The sequence below is a fragment of the Nitratireductor aquimarinus genome (assembly GCF_017255295.1).
Lineage (GTDB): Bacteria > Pseudomonadota > Alphaproteobacteria > Rhizobiales > Rhizobiaceae > Nitratireductor > Nitratireductor aquimarinus.
Genome location: NZ_JAFKDE010000008.1, coordinates 129091 through 141646, shown reverse-complemented (window position 1 = coordinate 141646; position 12556 = coordinate 129091). Strand labels below are relative to the sequence as shown.

The 12556-nt window shown below is 62.1% G+C and carries 12 protein-coding genes; 1 reads left to right on the top strand and 11 read right to left on the bottom strand.

Features of this window, described 5'->3' with window-relative positions; translation table 11 throughout:
- Window positions 1–12: 12 nt before the first annotated feature.
- From rbsK to JYP46_RS15085, 6 genes are all read right to left on the bottom strand, one after another.
- Entirely contained in the window at window positions 13–957 is a 945-nt protein-coding gene (rbsK, locus tag JYP46_RS15110; RefSeq protein WP_206548561.1) for a ribokinase, read from the bottom strand.
- A 3-nt stretch (window positions 958–960) separates the two neighbouring features.
- The gene (locus JYP46_RS15105) at window positions 961–2067 is read right to left on the bottom strand and encodes an aldose 1-epimerase family protein (RefSeq protein ID WP_222474161.1); all 1107 of its coding nucleotides are present in this window, start codon (window positions 2065–2067) and stop codon (window positions 961–963) included.
- Window positions 2064–3074 carry an ABC transporter permease gene (locus JYP46_RS15100; RefSeq protein WP_113156822.1) on the bottom strand — a complete coding sequence of 337 codons (1011 nt, stop codon included), beginning with the start codon at window positions 3072–3074 and terminating at the stop codon, window positions 2064–2066. Before JYP46_RS15100 ends, JYP46_RS15105 begins: the two co-directional genes overlap by 4 nt.
- A gap of 11 nt (window positions 3075–3085) precedes the next feature.
- Window positions 3086–4063 carry an ABC transporter permease gene (locus JYP46_RS15095; RefSeq protein WP_206548560.1) on the bottom strand — a complete coding sequence of 326 codons (978 nt, stop codon included), beginning with the start codon at window positions 4061–4063 and terminating at the stop codon, window positions 3086–3088.
- A gap of 9 nt (window positions 4064–4072) precedes the next feature.
- Complete coding sequence (locus tag JYP46_RS15090; protein WP_206548559.1) at window positions 4073–5569, bottom strand: sugar ABC transporter ATP-binding protein; 1497 nt, start codon at window positions 5567–5569, stop codon at window positions 4073–4075.
- 101 nt (window positions 5570–5670) lie between these two features.
- Window positions 5671–6717: an autoinducer 2 ABC transporter substrate-binding protein gene (locus JYP46_RS15085; RefSeq protein WP_206548558.1), complete on the bottom strand. Its 1047-nt coding sequence runs from the start codon at window positions 6715–6717 to the stop codon at window positions 5671–5673.
- A gap of 225 nt (window positions 6718–6942) precedes the next feature.
- Between JYP46_RS15085 and JYP46_RS15080 the strand changes: the two genes are divergently transcribed.
- Window positions 6943–7659, top strand: coding sequence for a DeoR/GlpR family DNA-binding transcription regulator (locus JYP46_RS15080; protein WP_222474160.1), 717 nt, complete (start codon window positions 6943–6945; stop codon window positions 7657–7659).
- Between the two features lie 2 nt (window positions 7660–7661).
- Here the strand turns inward: JYP46_RS15080 and JYP46_RS15075 are convergent, their stop codons facing one another.
- Genes JYP46_RS15075 through JYP46_RS15055 form a run of 5 tightly spaced genes read right to left on the bottom strand, consistent with a single transcriptional unit; the run spans window position 7662 to window position 12499 of the window.
- Window positions 7662–8354, bottom strand: coding sequence for an HAD family hydrolase (locus JYP46_RS15075; RefSeq protein WP_206548557.1), 693 nt, complete (start codon window positions 8352–8354; stop codon window positions 7662–7664).
- Entirely contained in the window at window positions 8351–9880 is a 1530-nt protein-coding gene (locus tag JYP46_RS15070) for an alkaline phosphatase D family protein (protein WP_206548556.1), read from the bottom strand. The genes JYP46_RS15075 and JYP46_RS15070 overlap by 4 nt, the downstream gene beginning before the upstream one ends.
- The gene (locus tag JYP46_RS15065) at window positions 9877–10635 is read right to left on the bottom strand and encodes a glycerophosphodiester phosphodiesterase family protein (protein ID WP_206548555.1); all 759 of its coding nucleotides are present in this window, start codon (window positions 10633–10635) and stop codon (window positions 9877–9879) included. Before JYP46_RS15065 ends, JYP46_RS15070 begins: the two co-directional genes overlap by 4 nt.
- A gap of 28 nt (window positions 10636–10663) precedes the next feature.
- A complete protein-coding gene (locus tag JYP46_RS15060; RefSeq protein WP_113156815.1) occupies window positions 10664–11587 on the bottom strand; it encodes an ABC transporter permease subunit in 924 nt (307 codons plus the stop codon).
- Window positions 11588–11590: 3 nt separating this feature from the next.
- A complete protein-coding gene (locus JYP46_RS15055; protein WP_222474159.1) occupies window positions 11591–12499 on the bottom strand; it encodes an ABC transporter permease subunit in 909 nt (302 codons plus the stop codon).
- Window positions 12500–12556 lie beyond the last annotated feature (57 nt).

Here is a 12556-nt window from a genome sequence, read left to right as displayed (position 1 = left end):
GCGAAAGAGGCACTATTGTGGAAGCGCTTCGCAGAACGCGTCAAAATCGTCGGCCGATGCATAGGACTTCTGTGTCCCGCGCCGACCCACGGAATAGGCTGCATAGCGGGCCGCGCGGTTCAGCGCCGTCTCGGTCTCACCCGTTGCTGCAAAGAAATGCGCGAAAGAGCCGATAAAGGCGTCGCCCGCGCCAGTCGTGTCCACCGGGGTGACGCTCACAGGCTCGATGGTCGTGAAGCGGTCCGCTGTCACAAGGCGCGCGCCACGCGAGCCGAGTGTCACGATGACGGTGCCAATGCCCTTCTCGATCAGGCTGCGCGCGGCCGCCATGATCTCTTCCTCGGTATCTGTGGGCATACCTGAAAGAAGCGCAAGCTCGCTTTCGTTTGGAACAAGGAAGCTCAGGCTCTTGAGGTCAGAAACACTCAGCGCCGAAGTCGCGGGCGCCGGGTTCAGGATGGTCGGCACGCCCCATTCCGCCGCACGGCGAACCGTGTGGTAGATCGTCTCCAGCGGGATCTCCAGCTGCATCAGAATGAGGTCCGCATCGCGCAGCACATCTTCTGCGGCATCGACGTCGGCCGGGAGCAGGTCTTCATTCGCACCCTTCACGATGAGAATGGAGTTCTCACCGCTTTCATCGACAAAAATGGGGGCAACGCCGGATGACTTTCCGGCGACCTTGGCGACATGACGGATATCGATCCCGTGATCGGAGAAATTCCGGAGCGTGTTGTCGCCGAACAGATCATCGCCAACCCTTGAGACCATGCTCACCTGCGAACCGAGCTTCGCAGCCGCAACAGCCTGGTTTGCACCCTTGCCCCCGCACCCGCTCTCAAAGCTTGGCGCTTCCAGCGTTTCGCCCGGCGCCGGCATGCGGGAGACATAGGTGATCAGATCGACCATGTTGGAGCCGACAACGACAATGCGACCGGTTCTGCTGTTTGACGTCATGGCTCAGTCCTTGCTCATCTGGTTGACTTCGGCAATTGCGGCGGGCGCTTCCTGCGCACTCAGATATCCAAGCGTCACGGGGAAACGCGCGGTCTCGCCCGGCGGCAGAATGCGCACATGCCCCTTGGCTTTCTCGGCGGTGTAACCTTCCGGCTCGCAGGTGGAGGGCAGCGCAAAGGCTGCGACCTGCGCATCGCCATCGTTCAGGATCCAGCGCACACAGTGCGGCAGATCTTCCGGGCGGTAGCTGACGGAACAGGCGTCACCCTCGGGAAGCGCCATCACCAGCCGCGTGCTGCCTTCAGCATTCGTTCCAAGCCCGCGCACATAAAACACCTGCTCGGGGCTGTAGAGCGCCGGCTCATCCAGCGTCTGCATGCGCGCGGGGTTTCCCGAAAGGTCATCCAGAAGATCCAGAAACGCCTGCGAAGGCGTCACATGACCGGGGATGGTCTTGCGAACGACCGTGCCTTTCTGAGAATATTCCGCCGGTTGATGGATCTGCGCGCCCGCCACGAAGTCGAAATTCGCGTGCAGCATGTACATGAGCTCCATCGGATGCGCCGACAGGTTCTCAACGACCATCTCGATCTCGATCAGCCCGCTGTCCGCGGGCAGCCGAGCCCGCGGTCTTGCGATGTAATGCGGCCCGAAGCCCATCACATATTCGGTCTTGCTGCACAGCTCGACAAATGCGCCTGCATCATCGCGCCCGAAGCGCAGATGCGCGCTGTCCATGCCGGCGACCGGCATTTCGCCATGAAGGGGATGATCGTCTTCCGGTCCGGGTGCGCCATTGCGCAGAACGCCTGCATGGTAAGCAAAAGCGCCATAGGTCTCGATGATCGACGCGCCCTTGCGTGGATGGGGAAACACATTGCCCATGGTGAGCCTGCGCCCGTCGAACACCGCATCCCAGATCATCTGTCCCAGATAGGGCAGAACCGTAACCTGCCCGCGCCGGTTCTCGATCCGCAGCCCCTCGACGGATGAAGGATAGCGGAACGCCGTCACGGTGAACCCGTCGCCCGTGGCCAGCACAAGCTCGCCGCGTGCAGGGAACATTTCGGGCGAAAGGTTGAAGACGGTATCGCTGTCACGAGCGCTCATTTCGACGACCTCAGATAGTTGATTGCAATCACCAGAACCAGGAAGCCGCCCCACATCGCATCGATCAGGAAGTTGGAGGCGCGCATCATCTGCATGCCGGACGAGAGGAACATGAGCGCCACCAGCGCCAGAAGCACCCCGAGAACACGCCCCTTGCCGCCGGCTGGGTTCGTGCCGCCAAGCACTGCGATCAGAACGGCCTGCAACAGATAAGACGCACCGAAATCCGCCTTGGCCGAGTTGGTGCGGCCCGAGAGCAGAATGCCCGCAATCGCCGCCATGAGCCCGGTCAACGCGTAGCTGTAGAGGATCATGCGGGAGCTGCGGATGCCCGCAAAAACGGCGGCGCGCGCATTGGTGCCGATCAGCATCAGGTTCACGCCCAGATGCGTGCGGCGCAAGAGAATGGCCACCACGGACGCCACGACGATCAGGATCCAGAACGGCGTCGCCACACCAAGCAGTTTGCCGGTGCCGATCCAGTTCCAGGTCTGCGGGAAGCCGACAATGGCCGGACCGCCGGTCAGAACGAGCGCGAGGCCCGCAAACACCTGCCCGGTGCCGAGCGTCGCCAGAATGGGAATGATGCGCAGTCGCGCGATCAGGACGCCATTGACCAGCCCCGCCGCGAGCCCCACCAGAAGCGCGATGATCACGCCCATCGCCGTGTGGAGCACAAGACCGACGCCGCCCGCCGCAAGCGCCTCGGCGACAACGGGATGGCGGAAATACACCCCTGCCGTGATCGCAGCCAGATTGGCGATGGCGACGATGGACAGATCGATGCCGCCCGTCAGCATGGCCACCATCATGGCAATGCACAGAATGCCCAGCTCGGGCATGATGTAGGTGATGGACTCGAAATTGTAGTAGCGCAGGAACTTGTCCGGGTTGAGCCCGGCCATCAGCACGAAGATCACCACCGTGATCACGGCCAGCTGCGCGATGGAAGCGTCATTCCCAAGGAGCCGTTGAACCAGGCTCTTCTCTTCGGCTTTGGCAGTCATGTCGTCTCCCCTCAAGCCAGTTTCTTCCGGTCGCGCCATGCGGTGATGGCGGTCGCTGCGATGATGATCATGCCGACGACGACACGCTGCCAGGTGGTGTCCACTTTCATCAGGATCAGCGAGTTCTTGACCATGACGAGCGTGAACACGCCGATCATCGTGCCGAGCACGGAACCGCGCCCGCCGAAGATCGACGCGCCGCCAAGCACCACGGCCGCGATCACATCAAGCTCCAGCCCCATGAAGTCGCGCGGGTTGGCCTGCCAGATCATCGAGCTGTGCAAGAGGCCCGCAAAGCCCGCCAGAAGGCCCGCCGTGCAATAGACGAAGAAGATGGTGCGCCGCGTGTTGACGCCGGCGCGCCGCGCCGATTCCGGATCACCGCCATAGGCGTAGACAGAACGGCCGGTCATGGTGTGACGAAGGATGATGTGGATCACCAGCGCAATCGCCAGATAGACCAGGATCATTGCCGTCAGCCCGACCGTCGCCCCGTTCTGCGCGGTTACGGTCGTCAGATCCTGCTTGCCGAATTCGATCAGCGCATCGGGCATCTTGTTGATGTTCACGATGGAGGTGCCGAGCAGGCCCAGCACCAGCCCGCGAATGATGGAGGCAGTGCCCAGCGTGACGATCAGCGGGATCATCTTGAACCGGTCGATGATGAAGGCGTTGAACGCGCCGAGCAACACACCGATCACTGACGCCGCGATGAATGGCAGCAGAACGCCGTCATAATCGAGCGCGACCATGGTGCGCACCGTGATGTAGAGGGCCGCCGCCGAGATCGCCGGGAACGAAACGTCGATGCCGCCGGATATCATGATCAGCAGCACGCCGAGCGCCATGATGCCGATGACCACATTGGCCTTCGCCAGGCTGAACAGATTGGCGACGCCCCAGAAAGCCGGATTGATCAAGCCGATCAGCACCGTCACCGCCAGCAGGACGAGGGCAATCACGGCCTCCGTGGATTGGAACCTTTTCATCATACCGCCTTACTTGAGTGCCTTGAGGCTGTCATTGATGGCGTCTTCGGTCATCTCCGCGCCAGAGAACGCGCCGACAAAACGCCCCTCATGCATGACATGAATGCGATTGCAGTTGCCGGTCAGCTCCGGCACGTCATCCGAAATCATCAGGACGGCAACGCCTTCCTCGCGCGCCAGATCGCGAATGATGTGGTGGATCTTGGCCTTGGAGCCTACGTCGACGCCCACCGTCGGACCGTTGAGGATCAGCACCTTCGCGCCGGTCAGGAGCCAGCGCCCCAGCATGACGCGCTGCGCATTGCCGCCCGACAGATTGCCCACCGCCGTTTCGGGCGACGGGGCCGCAATCTGCATGGCCGCGAACATCTCTTCCGTCTTCCCGCGCATCGCATCACGGTCGAGAAAGAGGCCACGCCGCAGACGGTCCAGAATGCTCACAACCATGTTGCGCTCGATGGATTGCGTCAGGAAAAGGCCCTCGCTCAGCCGGTCTTCCGGCACATAGGCGATGCCAAGGCTGATCGCCTCCTGCACCGAGCGGGGAAGAACATCCTTTCCCGCAACGCGAAACCGTCTGGCACTGGCGTTTTCCATTCCAAACAGCGCCCGCGCCAGTTCGGTTCGGCCGGAACCGATCAGGCCGGAAATGCCGACAATCTCTCCTGGCCGCAGCGTCAGGCTCACATCATCGACGCTTCCGGAAACAGTGAGCCCCTCAACCTCCAGCGCGGGCGCCGCGTCGGCGGGGATTTCGGGCTCATAGGGCTCGTCGTCCAGTTCAAGGCCCGTCATGGCGCGGGTGATGGCCGGTTCGTCGAATTCGCTCATCGCGCCTTCAGCCACCTTTTTGCCGTTCCGGAACACGGTCAGGCGCTCCGAAATTTCCAGCATCTCGCGCATCTTGTGGCTGACGAAGAGAACCGCGATGCCCTGTTTCTGGAGATCGCGAACAATGCCGAACAGCGCATCGACCTCATGGCCGGTGAGCGCCGTGGTCGGCTCGTCCATGACGATCAGCCGGGCGCGGGCAAGAAGCGCGCGCGCAATCGCGACGATCTGCTTTCCCGAAGTCGGCAGCGTCTCGACTTCGGCGTCGATATCGATCTCGACATCGAGGCGGGCCAGAACCTCGCGCGCCATCTCGCGGGCGCGGGGCCAGTCCATTCTGGAACGCCCCTCCAGAAGATAGGTGTTGAGCGCCAGGTTCTCGGCAACGGTCAAATTCCCGAACAGGGAAAAGTCCTGATAGATGACCTGCACCCCCTTCTGCACGGCCATGATCGGGTCAAGCCGCGAGACTGCTGTGCCATCGATCAGGATTTCACCCTCTTCGGGTGTGTAGATTCCCGACATCACCTTGATGACGGTGGATTTGCCGGAGCCGTTCTCGCCGGCAAGGCAGTGGATTTCGCCGGGACGGATGCAAATGGAGACGCCGTCCAGCGCGCGCACGCCACCGAAGCGCTTGCTGATGTTCTTCAGCTCGATCAGATATTCGGACATGATTTTCCCGGCAGGCTGAAATGGTCGCCCGGGGGTCAGAACCCGGGCTCCGGCACGGTTGAAAACTGACGCCCGGAACCGCGCGTCAGCTTCGTACGAAATCAGAAGTCGTACTTGTCCATGTTTTCAGCCGTAACGCCGACCCAGCCTGCGCCATAAAGCAGGTTCGGGTTCGCCTCATCCGGCGTCGTGAGGGACTCGTAGCCCGTCAGACCGAGGTTCAGACCCGACTTGATCTGGTCGCCCTTGCCCTCAAGGGCAGCAACGGCCAGCATGTTCATGGCGTAGCCGGCAACGGCCGGATCCCAGAACTGGATGTACTGGATGTCGCCATTGCCGAGATACTCGCCAGCCACCGAAGGCAGGCCCGTACCGGCAAAGAACACCTTGTCCTTGAGACCACCTTCGGCGATCAGGCGCCCTGCACCGGCAGACGTCGGCATCGGCGCGCCGAGAATGCCCGTGATGTCGGGATAGGTGGTCATTGCCTCTTTCAGCTTGGTGTAGTCGGTGGCCGCATCGTCATAGGTCTCGAGACGGTCGCCGACCATTTCCATGTCCGGGAAATGCTCTTTCTGGTAGGCAACAGCGCCGTCGACCCATTCCATCTGGCTCTTGGAGGTCAGCGAGCCGACGGTCGTGACGTATTTGCCCTTCCCGCCCGTGTACTTGCCAAGCTCTTTCATCAGGTTGGCGCCATAGGCGAGGTTGTCGAAGGCTTCGAGGTCGTAATCGGTGTTCTGCAGGTTGGACGCCTCGTGCGAGATCACCACAATGCCGCGATCGCGCGCCTTCTTCAGCACCGGCTCCACCGCCTCAACGGAGAACGGCACAACGGCGATTGCGTCAACGCCCTGTGCGATCAGGTTCTCGATGAGCTGCACCTGCGCGGCCGCGTCAGCCTGGCTCGGGCCGACCATCCAGACGTCATGGCCCGTATCGCCCTTGAACTGCTCGACACCGTCACGCATGCGGTCGAACCAGGCGATGCCGTCAACCTTCACGACCGTGGCGATGGTGTATTTCTTGTCGTCCTTCGTTGCGATCAGCTCCTCATTGAGGTTCGACGTATCCACAATCTGGTCGGCCAGCGCGGATGTCCCCAGCAAAGAGAGCGCTAAAGAAGCTGCGGTCAGCAGAGATTTCATTGGTTTTCCTCCTCCTCGGTTCCGCCGAAACCCTGAACGAGACAGCGTGGCGGGAACGCATATGATTGAATTAACTCAATATTATGCGCTAATATTGATCAATTCCATTCAATATGATCATATCCAATCAAAACCTGCAACCCTTTGCAAATGCATTCATCACACTTGCGGACAACGACTTGCGCCATGAAGTATTGTTGAAACCTCACTGGCTTGGAGAATCATGTGGCGAGACCATCAGGACGGGCAGCGCGGATTGAGGCACTCAGGAAGCTCTGCGCGTCAGGCGCCATTCTGCACATCGCCGAAGCGGCGCAGAAGCTGAACACATCCGAGATAACCATTCGCCGCGACCTGGGTGACGGCGAAAACGGCATTCTGTGCCTGGGCGGCTACATCATGTCCGCCAGCGAAAAGGGCGAGCGCTATTCGCTCTCCCACGCGCAGGGCACCAACACACAGGCCAAGACCCTCGTTGCGCGACAGGCGGTGGCCATGGTCGCACCCGAAGACACTATCTTCATCGACTGCGGCTCCACGCTTCAGCATCTGGCGGCCAATGTGCCCCAGAACGCAAACATCACCGTCGTCACGCAGGCTCTGAACATCGCCGAGATCGTGTCACGGCTGGATGGGGTGAAACTGGTTCTGCTCGCCGGTCTCTATCATCCGGAAAGCGGCAGTTTCAGCTCCGATACGGCGCTCAAGATGCTTCAGGAAATCAACATCACCAAAGGTTTCTTCTCAGCCGCCGGCATTCATGAAAACGAAGGCGTGACCTGTTTTCACTTCCACGAAGTGGCCGTGAAGCGCGCCGCCATGGCGCGCTCCCAAAAGCGTTTCCTCGTCTCTGACGCCTCCAAATGGGGCAAGCTGCGCCCCGCCACATTCGCTCAGCTGGACGAGTTCGAACTCTGGATCGGCAAGCCGGACAGCGATTAGGATCAGGCGAGGCTCGCCACCTTTCTTTCAGCGATGATCATCGGATCGAGCAGCGCCGAAAGTGCACCTGCCCCGGTCACGATGTGGTGCGCACCGGCCTCCGCCAGCCGCTCGGCGCGATCGGGGCGAATGTCGGCGGGATCGACAAACCCGATCGGCAGCACACCGGCGGCGCGGGCGGCGGCAATGCCATGTGCGCTGTCATCGATCATGACGCTGCGTTCCGGCCGCGCGCCGCAACGCTCCAGACAATGTTGCACCAGATCCGGCGCAGGCTTCGGCCGGGGCACATCATCAGCGCTGAAAACCCGAGGCGCGAAGCGCTGCCAGAGCGGCGTCAGGCCAAGGCTTGCCCGCAGCCGCTCATGCCCGGAGTTTGAGGCCACGCAGATCGGCGCATCCAGACGGTCCAGCAGATCCTCAATGCCCGCCATCGGGCGCAGATCGGAGGCGAAACTGCCGAAAAGCTCCGCCTGCCAGTCCCGGTGCAGGCCTTCGAAATCCTCGAGCCCGCGTTCGAGCAATGTCTGGCGAATGTCGCCAAGGCTTTTGCCGGTGAAATCCACCAGCGCCTGTTGCGACGAGATGGGCATGCCCGCAGTGGTCATGGCGCGGGCAAGTGTACGGCTCGCCAGCGGCTCGCTGTCGATCAGAACGCCGTCGCAGTCAAAAATCACAAGGTCGAAAGTGCTCATATCCGGTTCACTCCGGGCTGCCCGCTGGTCAGGGCGAAACTGTAGGTGGTGCTGGCAGGCGACGCCGGATCCTTGCGGTCTTCGATGGTGACGAAGTCGCATTGTCCGCCATCGGGCGTCAGCGTCATGGTCGCATAGCCATGCTCGCGCGAGGCCAGCTTGAGATGCGGGTTTTCCGCAAGCGCCACATCGAGGCTCTTCTGGCCTGGCGCATTGGAAGAGATGGCTCCGGTCACGAACTCGGTCGCCACGGTCTCGCTCTGCGGCTGCGCGAAATCGCGCTTCACGTCGGCGGCAAAATAGGCATGGAGATCACCGCCGATGATCAGCGGGTTTTCCAGCCGCGCCGCCTCGATGCTGTCGAGCAGATGCCGGCGCGAGGCGCGGTATCCGTCCCAGCCATCAAGGCTGTAGCGCGTGCCCGCCCCCTGCTCCAGATCACGCTCGGACAGAAGTGTGGGCTGTGCGATGACGTTCCATCTGGCGCGGGCGCCCGGCAGCGTCTTTTCCAGCCAGCGCTCCTGCTCTGCGCCAAGCATCGAGTTCCCTTCCGCCCGAGCAACCCCCTGCCCGGCGACCATTGCCGGCGTGCGATACTGGCGCACATCCAGAAGGGTGATGCCCAGAAGCTGGCCAAAACCATGCTGGCCGTAGATGCGGAACTCGCTGAAGTCCCCACCGCCATGCGGCGGCACGGGCATATGCTCATACCAGGCCTGATAGGCGGCGCGGCGCTGCTCAAGAAAGCGCTCTCCAGCAGGCGCATCGGGTGCATCATCATCGCCATAATTGTTGATGACCTCATGATCGTCCCAGATTACCAGCCAGGGAAACCCCGCATGGGTGGCCTGCAGGTTCGGGTCAGAGCGATAGAGCGCATGGCGCGCGCGGTATTCGTCAAGCCGCGCCGGCCAGCCGCTTCCATGGTGGCGCACAAGGTTTCCGCCCCAGCTGCGCTCATAGATGTAATCGCCGAGATGCACGACGAGATCGAGGTCCTCATCGGCCATATGCCGGTAGGCAGCGTAATAGCCCTGCTCATATTGCTGGCACGAGGCGAAGGCGAAACGAAGCCTGTCGGCCATGGTTTCCTGCGCGGGCGCTGTACGGGTGCGCCCCACCGGGCTCACCGCATCGCCTGCGCGGAACCGATAGAAATACCAGCGACCGGGGTGCAGTCCCGTAACCGGAACATGCACCGAATGACCGAATTCCTGCACGGCCCGCACCGTTCCGGAACGCACGGGTCGGGTGAAATGCTCGTCCTCGGCCACATCCCACGAAACATCCACCGGCGCGCGCTGGATCACCTCCAGCGGCGCAAAGGGATCGGCCGGTGGCGGTGGTTCCGGGAATGTGAGGCGCGTCCACAGGATCACGCCCTCCGGCAGCGGACAACCGGAGGCGACGCCGAGCGAAAACGGGTACGCCTCGAACCGCGCCGCACGGGCGCGGCCCATGCCGGGCCACACCGCAGCGGCGGCAAGCCCGCCGGCGATCAGACTGCGTCGATTGCGGTCGATCATGCCTGCGCGGCCTCGCCGGCATCCAGACGGGCGCGGCGCAGCCGGTCGGCAAGCACCGGCTCATCGGTGGTGATGAAGCCAGGACCAGCCTCCAGCCAGCGGTTTATCTCTTCCGGCGTGTTGGCAACCCACGCGCCAAGCCGGGAGAGCGGAACCAGTGCGGTGATCAAGTCCCAGTGCGTGGAGAGCATGTCCTTGTGAACCGCCACATAATCGGCCAGTTCAGCCGCTGCCGAGATGGTCTCCCGCACGCCTAGCTTCTGCGCCGAATTGTCATTGACGGAGCAGAGCCGGCGCATCTGCGGGGCGAGATCCCGGCATTCACGCAGCACATCGAGATCGAAGCTCGTCAGGCAGCAGCGATCACGCAGACCCAGCCGGTCGATCTCGGCGAGCACAAGAGCCGGCAATCCGGGATACGCCTTTCCCTCGCCGTCATTTTTCAGCTCGACGTGAAGATCGAGCGTGCTGTCGGCGTAGATTTCCAGCACTTCGGAAAGCACCGGCACGCCTTCATTGCTGTCGCGCAGACGCAGCGTGGTGCGCGCCTCAGGCGTCAGCGCACGGGAGGGGCCGCTGCCCTCGGTCGTGCGGTCCAGCGTGGCGTCATGGATGACGAGAAGCTCGCCCGCATCCGACAGGTGAACATCGAACTCGACACCTTCGACAGGCACATCGAGAAGCCTGCGGAAACCGTCGAGCGAGTTTTCAGGCCACACATTGCGGCCGCCCCGGTGGCCGATCAGTCCAGTCATGATTTGTCCTTTCAGGAATTGTTCGGGATCACTTCCCGGCATCCACCAGTCCGCGTGCGAACCAGCGTTGCAGTGTGAGGATGACGACGGTCGGCGGGAGCATCACGATGAAGGACGCCGCCATGGCGTAGCTCCACCAGTCGGACGGATCGTCCGGCCCCGGCAGAAGCCCCTTCAGGGCGATGATCGCGGTCGTCATTTCGGTCTTGGTGGTGAACAGCAGCGGCCACAGATACTGGTTCCAGCCGAACACGAAGAGAATGATGGCGAGCGCTGCGATGTTGGGCACCGAGAGCGGCAGCACGACATCGAACAGGAACTTGATCGGCCCCGCCCCATCCAGCTTGGAGGCTTCGCACAGATCGTCCGGCACCGTCAGGAAGAACTGCCGGAACAGGAACACGGCCGTCGCTGAGGCGATCAGCGGCAGGGTCAGGCCCGCATAGGTGTCGATCATGCTGAAATCCAGTCCGGCATTGATCTCGATGCCGGTGGTCCAGTTGATGAGCGCGGAAAGCCCCGTCACATCGAGGAACCAGCGCAGCGGACCGGCCACATCGGCAACCGCCTCATAGGTCGGCACGATGCGCACCTCCACCGGCAGCATCAGCGACATAAAGATCAGCCAGAATGCGGTCATGCGGAAGGGAAAGCGGAAATAGGTGACGGCGAAACCGGCCAGGATCGACAGCACGATCTTGCCCACGACGATCACCATCGTGACGATCAGCGTGTTCACGAAGGCGCGGCCGAAATCCGCCTTTTCCCAGGCCGTGACGAGATTATCCACAAAGCTGGAGCCCGGCAGCATGGGCTGCGGCACCTGCGCCATTTCCGCGCCGGTGTGCGAGCCTGCGACGAAGGCGAAGTAGAGCGGCGCGCAGACCATCAGCGCGCCGGCAATCAGGATAAGGTGGCAGATGACGTTCAGAACGGGATTGCGTTCGATCATGGATCACACCTGATAATTGACTTTGCGGTCCATGGCGCGGAACTGCAGCACGGTGAACAGCACCGCCAGCACCATGAGCACGATGCTCTGCGCGGCCGAGGAGCCGAGATTCATCATGATGAAGCCGTCCTGATAGACCTTGTAGACAAGGGTGGAGGTCGAGCCAGCGGGTCCACCGGCGGTCACCGCATCAATGATGCTGAACGTGTCGAACAGGCCGTAGACCATGTTGATGATGAAGAGATACATCACCACCGGCGCAATCAGCGGCAGGCTGATCGTGCGGAAACGTTCGAGCGGCCCTGCGCCGTCAATGGCGGCGGCTTCGCGCAGGCTCTGCGGCACGGCGAGCATTGCGGCGGCCAGAAAGATGTAGTCGTAGCAGATGTGTTTCCACACCGCCGAAATGGTGATCAGGATCAACGCATCGCTGGGGCGCAGGTTCGGGTCCCATGGCACGCCCATCGCATGCAGGGCCGAGGCCGCCGGACCGATGGCCGGATTGAACAGATAGGCCCAGATGCCGCCGGAAATCACGGGAGCAATGGCGTAGGGCAGAAGAAGCACGCTGCGATAACCGACCTGCCCGCGAATGATCTGGTCCGTGGCGAAAGCCAGAACGCCGGCAATCCCGAGCGTCGCAATGTTCTGCACGATGGTGAACCAGAGGGTCAGCCAGGCGCTCTTGCGATAGGAGGGGTCGGAAAAGAGATCGACGAAATTCTGCAACCCGACAAAGATCTCCCGCCCGCCAAAGGGGTCGACCTGGACAAAGGCCAGAGACAGCGCCTTGAACGAGGGGATGAAGAAGAAGAACAGCAGGATCAGAAGCTGCGGCGACAATAGAAGCCCGGCGAGCCAGGTCTGGGTGTAATGCGCCTTCTTCAGCCCCGTACCATCATCCCGGAGCATCCGGGCGAGCAGCAGCCGCGAGGCGGGAAGAGAGGGCGCCGCAAGGCGCCCTCCTTG